This window comes from Paraburkholderia sp. BGA-UO-ETr-F12 (assembly GCF_059567945.1).
In genome coordinates this window covers 86,047-103,153 of sequence record NZ_JCAQOZ010000029.1, presented here as the reverse complement: position 1 = coordinate 103,153, position 17,107 = coordinate 86,047, and the positions used below count along the sequence as shown (strand labels likewise).

The following is a 17,107-nucleotide window of genomic DNA, read 5'->3' as shown; positions in this document are numbered from 1 at the left end:
GACGTGGTGTGCCGTGACGCATTCGCAAAAAGCCTGCATCTGCAGGCTTTTCCGTTTTCTGGTGCTGATGCAATGATCCCCCGTTAAGCCCGCGGTCAGCCTCTTCGGCGCCGCGGGTTCCTTTTTTCTTCGCAGGTTCATCGACAGCGGGTGCGGCTGAGGACGATGAACCATGAAATCGCTTCTGATCATTTCGGCGAAGGGCAGTTCGGGCAGGACGACCCTCACCTGTCTGTTCGCCCGCCACCTGCAGTGCACCTGTCACTGGCGGGTGCTGGTACTGGACCTGGCCGAGCCGCCGCGCTGCGCGCACCTGCTCGCGCGCTGCCGCTCCGACGCGATCGTGTCCGGCAACCGGGCGCCCGCGCCGCAGGAGGGCCCCCGATCCTCATCGGGTGGCCGCATACACGTGCTCAACGCCGACGCCATCGACGGTCTGCAGTCGCCCGACGATCCCGCCCGTACGCGCTATTACGCCAACCTGCGTCAGCTGCTGTCCGTGGTGACACCGTGGTTCGATGTCTGTCTGATCGACGCTCCCGTCTTGCCTGACCTGCGTGCCGTCTGTGCCGAGGCTCTCGTGGACGCAGTGGTGAGCCCCGTAGCCGTGTCGCCCGGATGCATCGGCTGCGCCTCGGAGGTCATCAACGGCAAGTACGGGGTTCGGAACGTCCGGGCGCGACTGAATCCGGCGCTGCACTTTGTCGGGCTTATGCCAGTCGTGGCCGCTCCTGCGTCACTGGACGAGGCGTGGGCGAGGGTGATGGAGACGACGCTGCGTGAGTGGTTGATCGCGGACCCGGCATCTCCTCACGGATACGTGTATCTGCCGCACCTGACGTCCGTCTGGCGTGTCGAGCATCCCGCCCTGGCGCGTGGCCAGTCTCCAGCACAGGATGGAGATGTGCCTGAAAACAGCCGGGCGCAGGCCGCGTGTCTCGATGCGCTCACGCACCGGCTCGATGCGATCCGGGACGTCGCCACGCCTGCCGCCCACCACGCTGAGGTGTGCGATGCATAACGCTGCCGTCGCAACGGACATTGCCGTCGCCGGTCGAGGGCTGCTGCGGGCGCTGCGCCGCTGGTCGGTCGTCTTTGCCGCATTCCTCGGCACATCGATCCTGGTGCCCGGCACAGCCCATGCCGACGACTGGGGCTGCCAGGTGATCCTGTGCCTTTCCAGTCCCGGCGGCCCTGAACAGTACGGCGAGTGTGTCCCGCCGATCGAGAAGCTGTGGGCCGCTTTGCGGCACGGTGATCCTTTTCCGACGTGCGATTTCGGAGCGGGTGGCTCGCAGGGGACTTCGGCCGTGAACATGTTTGCCAGTGCGGGGTACTGCCGCGAGGACCTGCTGTACTGGGGCGGCTCCGAGCAGAGTGAGCTGTTGTGCAATGCGCGCGGTGCAATCAGCGTCGAGATCGACGGCTCGCTGTACACACGTGTGTGGTGGGACGCGAGAGGTGCAGACCGTACGATCACGGAGTTCTACGGGGCAGATGGCACACAGGCGTCCTACGACCCGACACAGTCGGCCCGCCTCTTTCTGGAGCGCGAGTACGAAAGCTCGGGCGGTCAGGGAGGTGGCGAATGATTCCGCTCGCCGCATTCCTAGTCCTGGCTCAGCAGTGCGCGCCTGCCGTGGCGCCCGCCACGATGGCCGCAGTCGTGCCGGTCGAGTCAGGCTTCAACCCGTACGCGATCGGGGTGGTGCATGGCCGTCTCGAGCGGCAACCAGTGAACCTTGGTGAAGCCGTAGCGACAGCACGCGAGCTGGATGCCGCCGGGTGGAATTACAGCGCGGGTCTCGCACAGGTGAACCGGTCGAACTGGATCCGTTTCGGCCTGACCCCGGAGACGGTCTTCGATCCATGCCGGAATCTCGCCGCCGGCGCAGCGATCCTCCTGGAGTGCTTCGAGCGCGCGAAACAGGCACAAACGCGGGCAAATGCGCGGACCCACGCCCAGGCGCAAGACGCGTTGCGCGCGGGGCTCTCGTGCTACGCGAGCGGCGACTTTTCCAGCGGGTTCCGTACGGGCTATGTGCAGCGGGTCGTCGCTCAGGCTGCACGGCCCGATCCGGTGGTTCCGGCGATTGCCACCGATGTTTCGCCCATTCCCGTCATTCCCTCCCGACCGGAGGCGGCGCGATCTGACCCGTCCCGTGGTCGCGCTGGCCTCGGGTCCCCCACGGGCGGCAGGACGGACCAGAAGGCCGGACAGGCAGACGACATGACACAGGAAAGCGCTGTGGTGTTCTGAGAAAGCAGGGACAACGTGTGTGACAGGAGCAATCCATGAAATCAGGACTACATATCAAATACAGACGGATTTCACCGCAGTTTCGGACACGTGGATCGGCGCGACATGCCTGGCGCAGCCTCGCGATTGTGCCCATGGTGATGCTGACGGTGACACCGGCCTACGCGCAGCTCTCGCAGGTCAACACGTTGCTCACGACGATCCAGACCACGCTCCTTAGCGTGGGCGCGGTGGTGTGCTCGATCTCGATCATCTGGGCGGGCTTCAAGATGATGTTCCAGCACGCGCGCTTTGGCGACATTGCCAACGTGTTCATCGGCGGCCTGTTCGTGGGCTGCGCCACGGTGATCGCGGCGATGCTGATTCCGACGAGCTGATGCGGAGGCGCACATGAATCCGCGCGTGAATCCACTCAGGGATCCAGTTTTCAAGGGCTGCACGCGACCCGCGATGCTCTGGGGTGTGCCGCTCGTGCCATTCCTCATGGTCGGCGGCGGCATCCTGATCCCCGCGATCTGGGCGCTGCTTGCGAGTCCGCCGGTGGGTGTCGGCATCGTGCTGCTCCTCATCCCCGTCTTCGTGACGATGCGCTCGATCACGCGCCATGACGACCAGCGTCTGGCGCAGTGTGCCCTGTGCGCTCGCATGGCAGTCCGCCAGCGCAACCGTCGTTTCTGGGGCGCGCACGCCTACGTGCCGGTTCGCGTCAAGAGGAGGGGCTGACATGAGCGCGCAGCCGCAATTCATCGACGTGGCCGAACGTGAGGTGATGCTCGCGGACTTCGTGCCGTTTTCGTCGCACGTGAATGATTACGTGATCCGCACGCGCGAAGGGGACTATCTGCGTGTCTGGAAGATCGCCGGCATTGCCTTCGAGGCTGCTGATCCGGGCGACATCCTCGTGCGTCACGAAGGATTCAACCAGCTCGTGCGCAGCCTGCCAGGCGGGCACGTCGGGCTGTGGTCGCACAGGATCCGCCGGCGCGTGACCGACCACTTCGCCACGCCGTACGGCAACCGGTTCTGCCAGGAACTCGCGACGCGCTACTACGCGAGCTTTGCCGGCTACCGGATGATGGCCAACGAACTCTACCTGACGCTCGTATACCGGCCGCGCCGCACGCGCCTGGGACGTCTTTTCAGCCAGGCGGCGCGGCGTACCTCCGATGATATCCGGCGGGACCAGCATGAGGCCCTGAAGGTGATGGCGGAGCTTGCCGCGCAGGTCGAATCCGGCCTTAAGCCGTGGGATCCGGCGGCGCTTGGCGTCTACAGGAAGCAGGTCCGCTACACGCGGCGTCCTGTCCGGTTCTCCGCGGCGCTGGAGTTCCTGGGCTATCTCATTAACGCCGCATGGGAGCCCGTGCCAGTGCCATCTGGCCGCATTGCCGAGGCATTGCCGACGTCGCGGCTTTTCTTCCGCAACGAGAAGGTTGAGATTCGGATGCCGGGGGCGACGCGTTATGCGGCGTTGCTGGACCTGAAGGACTACCCGGAAGAAACCGAGCCCGGGATGCTTGATGGACTCCTGTACGGCGACTTCGAGTACATCGAGACGCAGAGCTTCACGATCCTCGACCGTCCCACAGCGAAGGAGGCGCTCGAGCGTCAGCGCAACCAGATGATTGCGGGCGAGGACGTGGCGGTGTCGCAGGTCAATGCAATGGATCAGGCGCTCGACGACCTGATCAACGGTGATTTCGTCCTCGGTGAATATCACTATTCGCTCGCCGTGTTCGGCGACCGGCCGGACGAGGTCGCGCGGCACGTGGCGAAGGCGCGCACACAGCTCGCGGATGTCGGCTTCCAGACAGCACTGGTCGATCTGGTGGCGGACGCGGCATGGTTCGCCCAGTTGCCCGGTAACTGGCGTTACCGGCCGCGCGAGGCGAAGCTCACCTCGCGCAACTTCTGCGGGCTGGCGAGCCTGCACAACTTCGCGACCGGCAAGCGCGACGGCAATCCGTGGGGCGAGGCGATCACGATCGTGAAGACGCCGAGTGGCCAGCCCCTGTACCTGAACTTCCATGCGACGCCGGAAAAGAAGGAGTCTGCTGACGAGAAGGCACTCGCCAACACGCAGATCATCGGGCAGGCCGGTGCCGGCAAGACGGTTCTGGAGCTGTTCCTGCTGGCGATGGCGATGAAGTATGGCCTCACCGGCGTCGTCTACGACAAGGACCGGGGCACCGAGATCGCGATCCGGGCGATGGGAGGTCGTTACACGGTGTTTCGACGGGGTGTCCCGACGGGACTCAATCCGTTTCAGCTCGATCCGGACGAGGCGGTGCTGGACTTCTGGGAGCGGCTGGTGCGCCGTCTGGTCGACACAGGCACGCTGCTGTCGGCGAAGGACGAACTCGACATATCACGGGCGGTCCGAGAAGTCTCCCGCATGGAGCGCCCGCTGCGGCGCCTGTCGATGGTCCGGCAACTGCTCCCGGCCGTGGGCGAAAACAGCCTGCATGCACGCCTCACGAAGTGGTGCGCGGGCGGGCGGCTCGGGTGGGTACTGGACAATCCGTCGGACCTGCTGGATTTCAGCCACAACCAGCTATTCGGCTTCGACGATACGGAGCTACTCGACGACCCGGAGGTGTCGACACCGGTCACGATGTACCTGCTGCAGCTGACCGAAAGCCTGATCGACGGGCGCCGCTTTGTCTATGTGATGACCGAATTCTGGAAGCGCCTGGGCGATCCGGTCTTCACGGATTTCGCAAAGGACAAGCAGAAGACGATCCGCAAGCAGAATGGTCTGGGTATTTTCGATACGCAGTCCCCGGCCGATGTGCTGCGTAGCGACATCGCGCGGGCGCTGGTCGAGCAGACCGCGACGTTCTTCTTCTTGCCGAATCCGCGCGCCGATTACGACGACTACGTGCATGGTTTCAAGCTGACCGAGGCCGAATTCAACATCGTCCGCTCACTCGGCGAGAACAGCCGCCTGTTCCTTGTGAAGCAGGGCCACCGTTCGGCCATCGGCAGGCTGGATCTCGCCGGGCTCGGCGACGTGCTCGACATCCTGTCGGGGACGACGGACAACGTCGAACTGCTCGACGGGATCCGTGCCGAGGTGGGCGACGATCCCGGCGTGTGGCTCCCCGTGTTTCATGAGCGGCTGGCGAAGCGTCGTGCGACCGGGGGCGCCCTGAATGCACCGACCCCGCGTGTGTCGAGGAGGGCAGCACGATGAGCGGCCTTTTCGCTGCAGTCGGCGGCACGCTCGAGAACGGCATGTCAACGTATGTCACGAGCGTGTCCTCAGCCCTGTCCAGCGCGCTGGTACCTGTTGTCACGACGGCCCTGTCGATCTGGATCCTCACGTACGGGTTCGCCGTAGTACGCGGCGAGGCCCATGAGTCGGTACCTGCATTCGCGTGGCGTGGCCTGAAGGTGGCCATCATGCTTGCCTTTGCGCTCGGCGCGGGTATTTACCAGTCCCAGGTCGTCACGGTAGTCGAAGGCGCAACGACGGGCCTCGCCCAGACGATCCAGACGGCGGCGGCCAATGCCGGTGCAGGCAACGCGGGCTGCGGAACGGTGAGTGGCACCAGCGTGACAGGCACGAGTGCATCCGCCATTTACCAGACCCTTGACTGCTACGACCGGCAGATCGACATCGTGATGGATGCCTACTTCGACAAGGCGACGCACGAAGGCCTGAGTATCAGTGGCTTTGTTGCCGGCATCGGTGATCTGGTCGGCGGGTTCCTCGTAGGGCTGGGGGGAGCCATTTTCCTGATGGTCCTGGCCTTCGAGGTCACGATGGCGAGGATGCTGCTGGATCTGGTGCTCGGTCTTGGACCTCTGTTCATTGCCTGTGGCGCATTCGGCCCAACCGCCCGATTCTTCGAGGCGTGGACCGCGAAGATTGCCAACTATGCGCTGCTGCAGATCCTCATCGCAGCATTTCTTGGCATGGCACTCACGGCGTTCTCAGCCGACCTCGTGCCGTTCAACGTCACCACTTCATCGCCAGACGCGAACGCTTCGGCGCTATCAGCAGCGGGCCAGGCTGTACTGACCGCCACTGCGCCGTGGGGGGCTGCATTCGGTCTGTTTATCACGTCCCTGCTGCTGGCAACCATCGGCTGGCAGTTGCCGGCTGTCGCCTCGGGGCTCGCTGGCGGTGCCACGCTGTCCGGGTTTGGTGCCTTCGTCGCCGGATTTGCGTCACGCGGTGCGGTTCGGGGCCTGGGCTCGCTCGTGAGTCTTGGGCACGGTCCGAGTCGGCCCGGCGGAAAGATTTCGGACGGCGGCGCGAGAGATCGCTCGATACCCGCCTACCAGCGTGTCGCCCGCGAGCACCTCGGCGACCAGGACAACTCAGGAGGGTCACCATCATGATCAGGTTACTGATGCAAACCGGTCTTGTCCCCGTTGCAGCGGCGGTGCTGACCGTCGCAACGATGCCGCTGGCCCGTGCGCAGGGCATTCCGGTCTACGACGCGCAAAACGTCGTTCAGGCCATTGCGACGGTCGGGCAACTGAAACAGGAAGTGCAGCAGGAACTCCAGCTGTACCAGTCCCTCAGCGGTACGCGCGGCTTCGGCGCACTGATGAGCAATCCGGTCCTGTCGAACTCGCTGCCGTCGAACTGGCAGTCAGTCTACACGGCGATCCAGAACGGTGGATATGCGGGTCTGACGGGCAGCGCGCAGACGCTGCGCTCGGCGAGCGAAATTTACAACTGCGAGGGCCAGCGCGGCATTGACCAGCAGGTCTGCCAGCGCGCGCTGAACAAGCCGTTTCAGGACAAGGCCTTCGGCACGCAGGCGTATCAGACGGAGCTCCAGGAACTCGACCAGATCCAGGGCCTGATGCAGCAGATCGATGTGACCCAGGACCAGAAAGGCATCGGGGAACTGCAGGCGCGCATCCAGATTGAGAGCACGGCGGTTGGCAATGAAATGACGAAGCTGCAGCTTTTCAGGATGCTCGCAGATTCCGAGGACCGGCTGATTGCCGAGCAGCAGCAGGAGCTTGTGCTCAAGCGCGCCGGCAATACCGCACGGCTGCAGGACCAGATGGTGCCTGCGGCCTTTGGTAACTGAGTTCGGAAACTGGGGAGGCTGACATGATCCGTTCTGTTGTGGCCATCATTACCATTCAATTAGTTATACTGATGAATGGCTGCTCGGGAAGTCCGCCCAAACCTGTCCTACCAGACGGCTTGCACCGTGTTCCAGTGAACCGCGTAGCACCGGTTCCCCCGTCCGATGGAGGCGGTCATGAGCAGTGAGCGTGACTCCCGTGAATCACATGACTATCACCGCGCACTCGATTTCGAGGTGTCGGTCACGCACCTGCAGGAGCGCTCGGAGCGTCGTGCGTGGCACGTGGCCATGGGCTCCGTTGTGGTCGCGATCCTGTGTGCTGTCGCACTGGCCGTGATGGTCCCGTTCTACCGGGTGGTGCCGCTGCCGATCGAGGTCGACCGTCTGACCGGTGAAGCACAGGTGATCGACGTGCTCGACGCGAAGCAGATGCACATGCGGGACATCGAGGACAAGCACTGGGTGGAAGTCTACGTGCGCTCGCGCGAGCGCTACGACTGGGGCCTGCTGCAGATGGACTACGACCGCGTGCTCGACATGAGCGACGACCGGGTCGCGCGCGACTACCGGTCGATCTACAGCGGCCCCGACGCGCTGGACCGGCAGCTCGGGGCGAACACGCAGCGGCGCATCCGCATCCTCTCGACGACGCTCGTGCCGGACGAACCCGGCCGTGCTGTCGTGCATATCGAACGCACGACCTGGAAGAACGGCATCGATAACGCGGAGCCGCCGCAGCGCTTCGTCATCACGCTCGCTTTCACATACCGGCCGTCCGTCTTCACGCGGGAGCGCACGGCCATCGAGAATCCCTTCGGCTTCAGGGTGACGGCGTATAGCCGCGATCCCGAATACACCCCTGCGGCGGCGTCGCCCGCGTCGTCGCCGACATTGTCACCTGCTGCGGGAGGTGCGCCATGAGACTGAACACACTGGTGAGGGCCGCCGCGCTGGTGACCGGGCTGGCAGGGGGATGCGCCGGCGCCTTTGCCTACGACGTGCCTGGCTGGTCGGGTGACTCGCGCGTACGGCAGGTCGTGTACCGGCAGGACGAGGTGGTGCGGGTCATCGCGCAACGCGGCTTCGCCACGCACATTGCGCTGGATCCGTCCGAGCACATCCTCGTCGTAGCCCCGGGCGACCGGGACGGATGGCAGGTGGTCGCAAACCGCGGCGACCACGACGTCTACCTCAAGCCGCAGCGTGCTGCGCACGACACGAACCTCGAAATCCGGACGGACCGGCACAGCTACAGCTTCGACCTGGTCGCACTGCCGCTGAAGGCCCGTTTCGGCAACGACGACGAGATGTACCGCATCACGTTCGTCTATCCGGACACACAGGCGGCGAAGACAAAGGCCGCAGACGACGCCGCCCTCGTGCGCCAGCGTCTCGACCAGGCGCCGGCGGTGCGCAACACGGCTTACTCGATGCAGGTGATGCCGCACTCGGAGGATATCGCGCCGACGGCGGCATGGGATGACGGGCGCTTCACCTACATCCGCATTCCGAACAACCGCCGCATTCCGGCGATCTTCCGCGTCGCCGATGACAGCAGCGAAAGCGTGGTTGACCGGCACATGGAAGACGACGTGATCGTCGTGCACGAGGTGGCCCGGCACTTCGTCCTGCGCCTCGGTGACGAGGTAGTCGGTCTGTGGAACGACGCGTTCGATGTGGACGGCGTGCCACCGGCGGATGGTACGACGGTCAGCGGTGTGAAGCGTGTCTTGCGGAGCGACGGTCATGAATGAAGAAACGTCGCGCAATGTTATTGCGCCTGATACTGACCCGGCGAAGGTCACCGATACCATAAACGGTGACCTTGCGAACCAGCCGATCGATCGCGGCATGCCGGAGCTGGGGCAGCAGGGTGGCCGAGCCCGTGCCTGGTGGCTTGCGCCGCTGGTCATCGTGGCTCTCGTGATCGGTGGAGCGGCCTGGACGATCCACGGGTTTCTTGTGAGGCACGATGCGGCGGAGAAGGCCAGACGGGATGCCGTACAGGGTCAGCCGTCCCAGGGACGGGTGTTCGGCGACGGGAACCCACCGGCATCGGCTGCTGCCGCCGCAAGCAGCCCGGCGGGAGCAGCCGCCGTTGCGTCGGCTCCCGCTGCGGTATCGACGCGGCAGGCACCCGTACACACTGCACCAGCTCGCAGCTACTACGACGCACCGCTACTCGCCACCGGAGGTACGGGCGCAGGCAATGGCCCTGCCGACGAAGGCGCAGGCCCGGCGGCATCTGCGCCAGGCGTTTCGCCAGGAGCGACTGTCGTATCCGGCAGCCAGTCCCAGGGCAGCAGTGCGCTTGGTCAGGCTCTGACGCCCACCGTGACGCCACGGGTACGTGCGGGCTTTCTGGGCAACCGCAGCCTGATTCTCGCCGAAGGCGCCAAGATCGACTGCGCCGGCGATACGGCATTTGATTCGACCCAGGCGGGTGTCTCGACCTGCACGGTGACGAAGAACGTCTATTCGGATGACGGCCATGTTGTGCTGATCGAGCGTGGCTCGCAGATCAACAGCGAGTACCGCGCGAACCTCGCACCCGGACAGAAGCGGGTGTTCATCCTGTCGGCACGTATCAAAACCCCCGAAGGTGTGACGGTCGGGATCGATTCTCCTGCGGCTGATGCGCTGGGGCGCATCGGCGTGAGCGGCTACGTGAACAACCACTGGGGCGAGCGTATCGGCGCGGCCATGCTGCTTGGCATGACGCAGGATGCGATCGGGTATCTCGCGACGCGTGGCGGCAACAGCAACGGCTCGGTCGTATTCGAGAACACGCAGCAGCAGGGCAATGACATGGCCTCGCGCGTGCTCGACAGCACGATCAACATTCCGCCCACGCTGACGCAGAACCAGGGGGCCGAGTTCACGATTATCGTCGCCAGGGATCTGGACTTCAGTCCGGTCTATGCGCTGGAGCCAGGGGGTACGCGATGAACGCGTCGGCCCATATCCTGAGTGAAGCGCCGGTACCGGCCGACGGCCTGCTGCCGAGGCTGGCAGAGGATGCTTCGGTGCGGGAGCTGATGCGCCCGCTCGCGGGGCTGCTCGAAGACCCGGCTCTCACGGAGCTGGTGATCAACCGGCCGCAGCGCGTGCTGACCGAATCCCATCTCGGATGGCAGGCACACGACTGTGCGGACCTCGACTTCGAGCGCCTGATGTCGTTCGCGGTGGCGATCGCCACGCTTACGAACCAGGAGGTCTCGGCGCTGCATCCGGTGCTCTCCGCGCTGCTGCCCGGTGATGCGCGTGTCCAGATCGTGATCCCGCCGGTGGTGCCCCCGCGTACCGTGTCGGTGACGATCCGCCGTCCGTCGTCGCGCGAGAAGACACTCGACGCCTATGGAAGCGAGGGCCTGTTCGCGCAGACTGTGTGGCACCACCCGGCGGGACTCGATGAGGCGATGCCGGCACTGCGCCCCCTGGATCGTGATCTCGCGAGGTGCCTCGACGCGCGCGAGTTCCCGGCGTTCTTCGAGCTGGCGGTGCGCGGCCGGCTGAACCTCGTGATCGTGGGCAGCACGGGCTCGGGCAAGACGAGCTTCATGAAGACGCTGTGCCGGTACATCCCGGCCACCGAACGCATCGTGACGATCGAGGATGTGCGCGAGCTCTTCATCCGTCACATCGAGAACTGCGTCCACCTGATCTACAGCAAGGGTGGTCACGGCCAGGCACAGGTGACGCCTGCAGATCTGATCGCAAGCTCGATGCGCATGCGCCCTGACCGTGTGCTGCTCGCCGAACTGCGGGGCAGCGAAGCGTACGACTTCCTGAAGCTGTTGACGACCGGGCACGCCGGTTCGATCACGAGCTATCACGCGTCGAGCGCATCGGTTGCCATCGAGCGGTTCGCGCTGATGGCGAAGGAACACCCCGAAGCCGCCACATGGGACGACGTGGCGCTGCGCCGGCTGCTCTTCATGACGATCGACGTGGTAGCGCACATGGAGGCCACCGCGCTCTTCGATGAGACCGGGACACAGATCGGCCGGCGCTGGTCGATGACGGAGGTCTGGTTCGATCCGCTGCGCCGCCATCACGCGGACTTCCGGTGAAAGGAGGACGGGCCATGGACATCGCAAAGACAGCGGGAACGGGGCATCAGTCGGGCAGCGGCATCCGCTTGCACGTCCGCATGTTGCTGGTCACGCTTGGGATCATGGGCACCGCCGCAGCCGGGCTGGCGCTTGCCCTCTGGCTGGCTTCGTTTTTCTTCGTCGCGAGCCAGCACCTCAACCCGCTTCATGCCGGGTTCCATGCGTGGCCGGATGCGGCGCTGGCCTGGCATGACGGCCATCTGCCGAAGCAGGGAAGACGGCTTGCGGGTGCTGCGCTGTTCGGCGTGGTGCTCGCTTTTGGCGCTCCAGCACTCGGCGTCTATACGCTTCTGGAACAGTCCGGGCGCCGGCGTCTCTATGGCAGCGCACGGTTCGCAAACGAGGCGGACATCCGCCGGGCAGGACTACTATGAGCGCGGCGACGCATTCAGGCGGATACGGTGGACCTCCCCTGGTCGTAGGGGTCTGGCGTGGCCGCTATCTGCGGTTCACCGGCCAGCAGTTCGTGCTGCTCGCGGCACCGGCCCGTTCGGGCAAGGGCGTGGGCATTGTGGTGCCCAATCTGCTCAGCTACCCGGATTCGGTGATTGTGCTCGATATCAAGCAGGAGAACTTCAATCTCACTGCGGGATTCCGACGTGCGCACGGGCACGATGTGTACCTGTTCAACCCGTTTGCGGAGGACGGCCGTACGCACCGGTATAACCCGCTGTCGGCGATCCCGGACAGCGTATTCCGCGTTGGCGACATCCTGGCGATTGGCTACGCGCTGTATCCGGTCGGCGGTCACGACGACTTCTGGAAGGACCAGGCACGCAACCTCTTTCTCGGTATCGTGCTGCTGCTGTGCGAGTGGCGCGATGTGCGTCGCACCGGCAACACCGATGTGCCCGACTACCCGGTGACGATGGGTGAGGTCCTGCGGCAGTCATCGGGCAACGGCATGCCGGTCAAGGCATACCTGCAGCAGGCGCTGCTGCAGAACCGGCGGCTGCTCAGTGGCGCGTGCGTCGATGCGCTCAACCGCTTTCTCGCGAATGACGACAAGGTGCTCGCCAGCATCCTCGCGACGTTCAATGCGCCGCTCACGATCTGGGCCAATCCGATTGTCGACGCCGCGACGAGTGCCAGCGACTTCGACCCACGTAACGTCCGGAAGCGCCGCATGTCGGTCTATATTGGCATTACACCGGACCATCTGACGGAGGCCGCGCTCCTGGTGAACCTCGTGTTCTCGCAGGTTGTCAACCTGAACACGAAGGAACTGCCGCAGGACAACCCGGAGCTGAAGTACCAGTGCCTGCTTTTGATGGACGAACTCACGTCGGTCGGCAAGATCCACATCATCGCCCGCGCTGTCGCCTATATGGCGGGATACAACCTGAGGCTGCTCTCGATCGTGCAGTCGGTGTCGCAGCTTGAGTCGGTCTATGGCCGGGCGGATGCCAGGACGTTCGTCACCAATCACGCGATGCAGATCATCTACGCGCCGCGTGAGCAGAAGGACGCGAACGAATACTCGGAGATGCTCGGTACCTTCACAGACCGCTCGCGCAGCGTGAGCCGATCGAACGCGATCTTCGGCGGTCGCGGCGGGTCGAGCGAGAGTTTCTCCGAGCAGCGCCGGCCGCTGCTGCTGCCACAGGAACTCAAGGAGCTCGGGCGGGACAGCGAAATCATTCTGCTCGAAAACACGAAGCCGATCCTGGCGGAGCGGATCTGCTACTGGCGTGATCCCGTTTTCACGTCACGCCTGGTGGCTGCGCCAGCAATTCCAGCGATGGATCTCGTGCGTTTCATCACCCAGGTCGAGCGGCGGGTGAGGGATGTGCAACCGGACGACGTGGACGAAGCCGGTGTGATGCACATTCCCCCTGAGTATCTGGAAGTTCTGCAGGCCTGGGATCCGCGCGACCTGCCGCGGGATCTCAACGACGTGAGTGACGAAGAGGCGGCCGCCTACGTCGAGCGACATTTCATGCTGCTGGGTGTGCCAGCTACGCGCGTTGCCATGGCGGCGCGGCGGCTGTCGCCGACCGATCTCGACGTCGCGGAGTTGCGACCCACTGAAAGGGCGCCTGGGCGCAAGACCAGGCGCGCCTCCGGCGCACCGCGTACGCCACGTGGGCGAGCGGCATCGCGCACGGCTGACGGCTCGAACGTCGTGCCGCTTCACGGAGAACGCCGATGAATGCCCAATACCTGAGCGAAGAAGAACGCGCCCGTGCGGCACTCGCCATGATCCCTGCCGGGGACTACATGACGTGGGTCGATATGGCGTTCGCGCTCAAGCAGGGATTTGGCGAAGCGGGCTTCGACATCTGGGACGAGTGGAGCCGAACCGCCCACAACTACAGCGAGCGTGCGGCGCGGGTGACGTGGCGCTCGGCTGGCGAGTCAGGCGGCAAGACGCTTGCCTCTCTCTTCTGGCTCGCACAGCAGCACGGTTTCGATGTCAGGGGCTCGCGCGCAGCGATGGATCCTGCGGAGCGGCTGCGCGTGTCGCCGCCCCGTCAATCCGTGGACGGGGCGGGGCAGGACGGCAGGGTCGAGGCTCGCGTGCGCGCGCGACAGGCTGCGGTCGCGCGGGAGGCGCTGGCAATCTGGAAGTGGGCGCGGCCGGTGAGCCCCGGACATCCGTATCTCGGACGCAAGCAGGTGAGGGCAGTTCCGACGCTGCGCGAGCTGGAGGCCGAAGAGTTGCACGCGCTGCTCGGATACGCGCCGCGTAGTGCCGAAGAGCTGCTCACGGGCCGCGTGTTGGTCGTGCCGGTCCGCATCGGCGACACCCTCTCGACGCTGGAACTGATCGATGCCGAAGGGCGCAAGTCGGCTCTCGCAGGTGGCGCGAAGTCGGGCGGCTACTGGGTGGTGGAACCAGACCGGTTCCGTGATGGCGCCGTGACGCCCATCCTGATCGCCGAAGGCGTGGCAACGGCGCTGGCAGCATGGCAGTCGACCGGCTGGTTCAGCGTCGCCGCACTGTCGAGCGGCAACCTGAGGCCGGTGGCGGCGATGTGGCGCGGCCGGTACCCGGAAGCGGAGATGCTGGTGCTCGCCGATCTCGGTGCCGGGTATGAGCATGCGAAGCAGGCCGCGCTCGGCACGTCATCGCTGCTGGCCGAGCCACGCTTCGCGTCGCAGGCACGGATTGCCGGCGAGGTGCCGACTGATTTCGACGACATGGCGGTGCTCTCCGGGCCCGGTGTCGTTGGTGAGATTTTACGGGAGTCGCTGTACGGAGCACCGCAACGGGATGTAGCCGACGGACAGGCCGTGGTTGCACAGGGATCGGACGGCGCACTGAAGGAAGATCATGCACTGAAGGAGGACCATGCAATGGGCAATGTGAAAGAGAAACTCGTGGGAGATGGAGAGGTTTCCGGTCGGCACCGTACTTCGCGTCGTCGGGCCGGCCATCAGGATGCGCTGGAACCGACGCGGCAGGAGAGCACGGCATCGGCACCAGAGCCGGCAACTGCCCAGGCACAGTCGCAGCCGCCGGACCCGGACCGGCGGGAAGTGGATGCGTCGAAGCCAGCTCCCGCACCGGAGCGCGGCGTGGACGCGTCGGCGCGCCGGCAGGTGGGCGAACCACTGTACGGACTGGACGAGGTACCAGGCGAGATCAGGGCACTCGCGCAGCACCGCTTCGGCGCGCAGATCCGTATGGCGACGCCCCGCGAGAACGGTGGCCCGTACCGCGGTGAGGTGTTCAACACGGAGCACTATCTGATCCAGGAGGTGTCCACGCGTAGCGTTGTGTTCCATGAGAAGTCGGACATGGAGTTCGTCTCGGACCGGCTGCGGTGGATGGACGAGAACCAGCGCCTCAATGGGGCGGAGGTGCAGGTCGGCTACGACGGCGCACGGGCGAAAGTGTATCCGTGGGACCGTGCGCGCGACCAGCTCGAGCGCACGGTGGCATCGCTGAAGAAGTCTGCCCGCGAGGTGGGTTTCGGAAACGACCTCGACGCAACTCTTGACCAGCTGCAGGCCACGTCGTGGACCCGGGTGAGGGAAGCACGGGCTGCGGCACTCGCGCAGTCGAAGGAGCGCACCGGCCGCGAGCAGGAGCAGGGACAGGGGCAGCAACGCTGAGCGTGCGACGCTCTGCCCGCCAGTGCAGTGATCAGAGGGAGATCCATGATGGATGAAACCGCAACTTCTTCCGGCCCGCATGCCGACGAACCTGTCATCAACGTGATCGAGCCGGACCCGCCACCCATCCCGGATCCGCAGGGCGGGGCCGCGGGCGCGAGGCGTTTCGATCAGACCGCGGCCGACGCACTGGCCGCGCGCCGGCGCCGCGAGTTCGATGCAGCGCGGGCGCGGCTGCGCGATCAGGCCATCCAGGCGGACGCCCCGTCGCAGGCCACTGTACGGCAACCGGCGTCTCAGGCGGCGTCCCGTGGCACCGACGACGCATCCGCAACGCGCTGGGCACCGCTGGGCAGTCCGCCGGAGACGGTGCGCAAGCGCTACCTGCGGGCGGGCAACCAGTATTTCCTGAAGGATGCGCCGCATCAGCTCGCGTTCGAGGACATCGGCCGGTATCTGGTCACAGAGCACAACCGGCCCGATGTCGTCGAGTCGATGGTCGACATGGCCCGTGCGAAGGCCTGGGGGCGGATCCGGGTGTCGGGTCACGAGCAGTTCCGGCGAGAGGTGTGGGTACAGGCAACGCTGCTCGGCATCGAGGTGAGCGGATACGAGCCGAAGGCAGTCGACTTCGCCCGTCTGGCCGAAGGCCGCCGTGACCGGATGACGAACCGCATCGACGTGATGGAAACGACCGCGGCCGCGCAGGATCCTGCGAATCGACCAGAAGCGCCCGAGGTGGCGCCTGGCCCCACCGAATCACAGGCGGCGCAATCGGCGAGGCGCGATGCTCCCCGGCAGCCAGAGGCTCGTGCGCCGGCTCCGCCCGCGCCGGCGGAGCCGCCCCGAACCGCTCCAGCCTCCGAAACGGGGCCGCGCGTTGCCGAGTCCGAGGGACAGGAGCGGCAGCGCTATATGGGCGAACTGGTCGAGCATGGCGGTGCGCCGTATCAGCACAATCCTGCGCGCAGCGATTCGTATTACGTCGTCTATCGCGATACTGGTGGTGCGGACCATGTTGTCTGGGGTGTGGATCTGGAACGGGCCGTGGCGGACTCCGGCGTGCTCGCCGGACAGCAGGTCATGCTCGAAAACCTTGGCCGGCGTCTCGTGACAGTGAAGGTCCCGGTTCTCGACGCGACGGGAAACGTGATCGGCGAAGAGGAAAGTGAGGTCTATCGCAATACTTGGCAGGTCGATGTCGTGGGACAGGAGCGGACACCGTCGCGCCCTAGGGCGACAGAGAGACAGGGCGAAGCCGGAAGAAGTGAAGCTGCTGTGCCGGCGACGCCCGAAGAGGCGCAGACCGCCCGTCGGCGCGAGCCTTCCATCGCGTCTCCCGGGGAGCGCGTCGTGCAGATGGCGGTGCTGACCGCCGCGATGCGGCAGCAAGGTTTCAGCGAGCGATCCATTGCACGCGTGCAGCAGCGCGCGCAACGGCTGCTGAGCGCGCTCGAGTCCGAGGGTGTCACGGTTCCACGACCGCACGTATTCGATCCCGAGGCGCCCTCTGCGCGCAGCCGCCGGACCCGCACGGCTACGGAGCGCGTCCCGAGCCGTGAGGTAGAGCGTGGCCCGACAGAACCCGCGCCACCGTCTCTGTAGGAGCA

At 65.4% G+C, this 17,107-nt stretch carries 16 protein-coding genes; all 16 read left to right on the top strand.

Annotated elements, in window-relative coordinates; translation table 11 throughout:
* The first annotated feature begins 172 nt into the window (after positions 1-172).
* Complete coding sequence (locus AC57B6_RS13130) at positions 173-1,021, top strand: ParA family protein (RefSeq protein WP_315696643.1); 849 nt, start codon at positions 173-175, stop codon at positions 1,019-1,021.
* A complete protein-coding gene (locus AC57B6_RS13125) occupies positions 1,014-1,592 on the top strand; it encodes a hypothetical protein (RefSeq protein WP_025496126.1) in 579 nt (192 codons plus the stop codon). Before AC57B6_RS13130 ends, AC57B6_RS13125 begins: the two co-directional genes overlap by 8 nt.
* Positions 1,589-2,260, top strand: coding sequence for a lytic transglycosylase domain-containing protein (locus tag AC57B6_RS13120; protein ID WP_315696642.1), 672 nt, complete (start codon positions 1,589-1,591; stop codon positions 2,258-2,260). The genes AC57B6_RS13125 and AC57B6_RS13120 overlap by 4 nt, the downstream gene beginning before the upstream one ends.
* 35 nt (positions 2,261-2,295) lie before the next feature.
* Positions 2,296-2,637 (top strand): TrbC/VirB2 family protein, encoded by a 342-nt coding sequence (locus AC57B6_RS13115; RefSeq protein ID WP_025496128.1) that lies wholly within the window; start codon positions 2,296-2,298, stop codon positions 2,635-2,637.
* Positions 2,638-2,650: 13 nt separating this feature from the next.
* Positions 2,651-2,983, top strand: a complete 333-nt coding sequence (locus AC57B6_RS13110; protein ID WP_025496129.1) for a VirB3 family type IV secretion system protein — start codon at positions 2,651-2,653, stop codon at positions 2,981-2,983.
* 1 nt (position 2,984) lies between these two features.
* Positions 2,985-5,456, top strand: a complete 2,472-nt coding sequence (locus tag AC57B6_RS13105; protein ID WP_315696641.1) for a VirB4 family type IV secretion/conjugal transfer ATPase — start codon at positions 2,985-2,987, stop codon at positions 5,454-5,456.
* The gene (locus AC57B6_RS13100) at positions 5,453-6,610 is read left to right on the top strand and encodes a TrbL/VirB6 family protein (protein WP_315696640.1); all 1,158 of its coding nucleotides are present in this window, start codon (positions 5,453-5,455) and stop codon (positions 6,608-6,610) included. Before AC57B6_RS13105 ends, AC57B6_RS13100 begins: the two co-directional genes overlap by 4 nt.
* A 62-nt stretch (positions 6,611-6,672) precedes the next feature.
* On the top strand, positions 6,673-7,317 hold the full coding sequence (locus AC57B6_RS13095; protein WP_390953798.1) for a TrbJ/VirB5 family protein: 645 nt from the start codon (positions 6,673-6,675) through the stop codon (positions 7,315-7,317).
* 177 nt (positions 7,318-7,494) lie between these two features.
* Entirely contained in the window at positions 7,495-8,241 is a 747-nt protein-coding gene (locus AC57B6_RS13090) for a VirB8 family type IV secretion system protein (RefSeq protein WP_315696638.1), read from the top strand.
* Positions 8,238-9,074, top strand: coding sequence for a TrbG/VirB9 family P-type conjugative transfer protein (locus AC57B6_RS13085; RefSeq protein WP_315696637.1), 837 nt, complete (start codon positions 8,238-8,240; stop codon positions 9,072-9,074). Before AC57B6_RS13090 ends, AC57B6_RS13085 begins: the two co-directional genes overlap by 4 nt.
* Positions 9,067-10,269, top strand: coding sequence for a type IV secretion system protein VirB10 (virB10, locus tag AC57B6_RS13080; RefSeq protein ID WP_496421507.1), 1,203 nt, complete (start codon positions 9,067-9,069; stop codon positions 10,267-10,269). Before AC57B6_RS13085 ends, virB10 begins: the two co-directional genes overlap by 8 nt.
* Complete coding sequence (gene virB11 / locus AC57B6_RS13075; protein ID WP_315696635.1) at positions 10,266-11,393, top strand: P-type DNA transfer ATPase VirB11; 1,128 nt, start codon at positions 10,266-10,268, stop codon at positions 11,391-11,393. Before virB10 ends, virB11 begins: the two co-directional genes overlap by 4 nt.
* A gap of 14 nt (positions 11,394-11,407) precedes the next feature.
* Positions 11,408-11,809, top strand: a complete 402-nt coding sequence (locus AC57B6_RS13070) for a hypothetical protein (RefSeq protein ID WP_315696634.1) — start codon at positions 11,408-11,410, stop codon at positions 11,807-11,809.
* The gene (locus AC57B6_RS13065; RefSeq protein ID WP_315696633.1) at positions 11,806-13,587 is read left to right on the top strand and encodes a type IV secretory system conjugative DNA transfer family protein; all 1,782 of its coding nucleotides are present in this window, start codon (positions 11,806-11,808) and stop codon (positions 13,585-13,587) included. The genes AC57B6_RS13070 and AC57B6_RS13065 overlap by 4 nt, the downstream gene beginning before the upstream one ends.
* The gene (locus AC57B6_RS13060; RefSeq protein ID WP_315696632.1) at positions 13,584-15,497 is read left to right on the top strand and encodes a PriCT-2 domain-containing protein; all 1,914 of its coding nucleotides are present in this window, start codon (positions 13,584-13,586) and stop codon (positions 15,495-15,497) included. Before AC57B6_RS13065 ends, AC57B6_RS13060 begins: the two co-directional genes overlap by 4 nt.
* A 45-nt stretch (positions 15,498-15,542) precedes the next feature.
* Complete coding sequence (locus tag AC57B6_RS13055; protein ID WP_315696631.1) at positions 15,543-17,102, top strand: LPD7 domain-containing protein; 1,560 nt, start codon at positions 15,543-15,545, stop codon at positions 17,100-17,102.
* Positions 17,103-17,107: the final 5 nt, after the last annotated feature.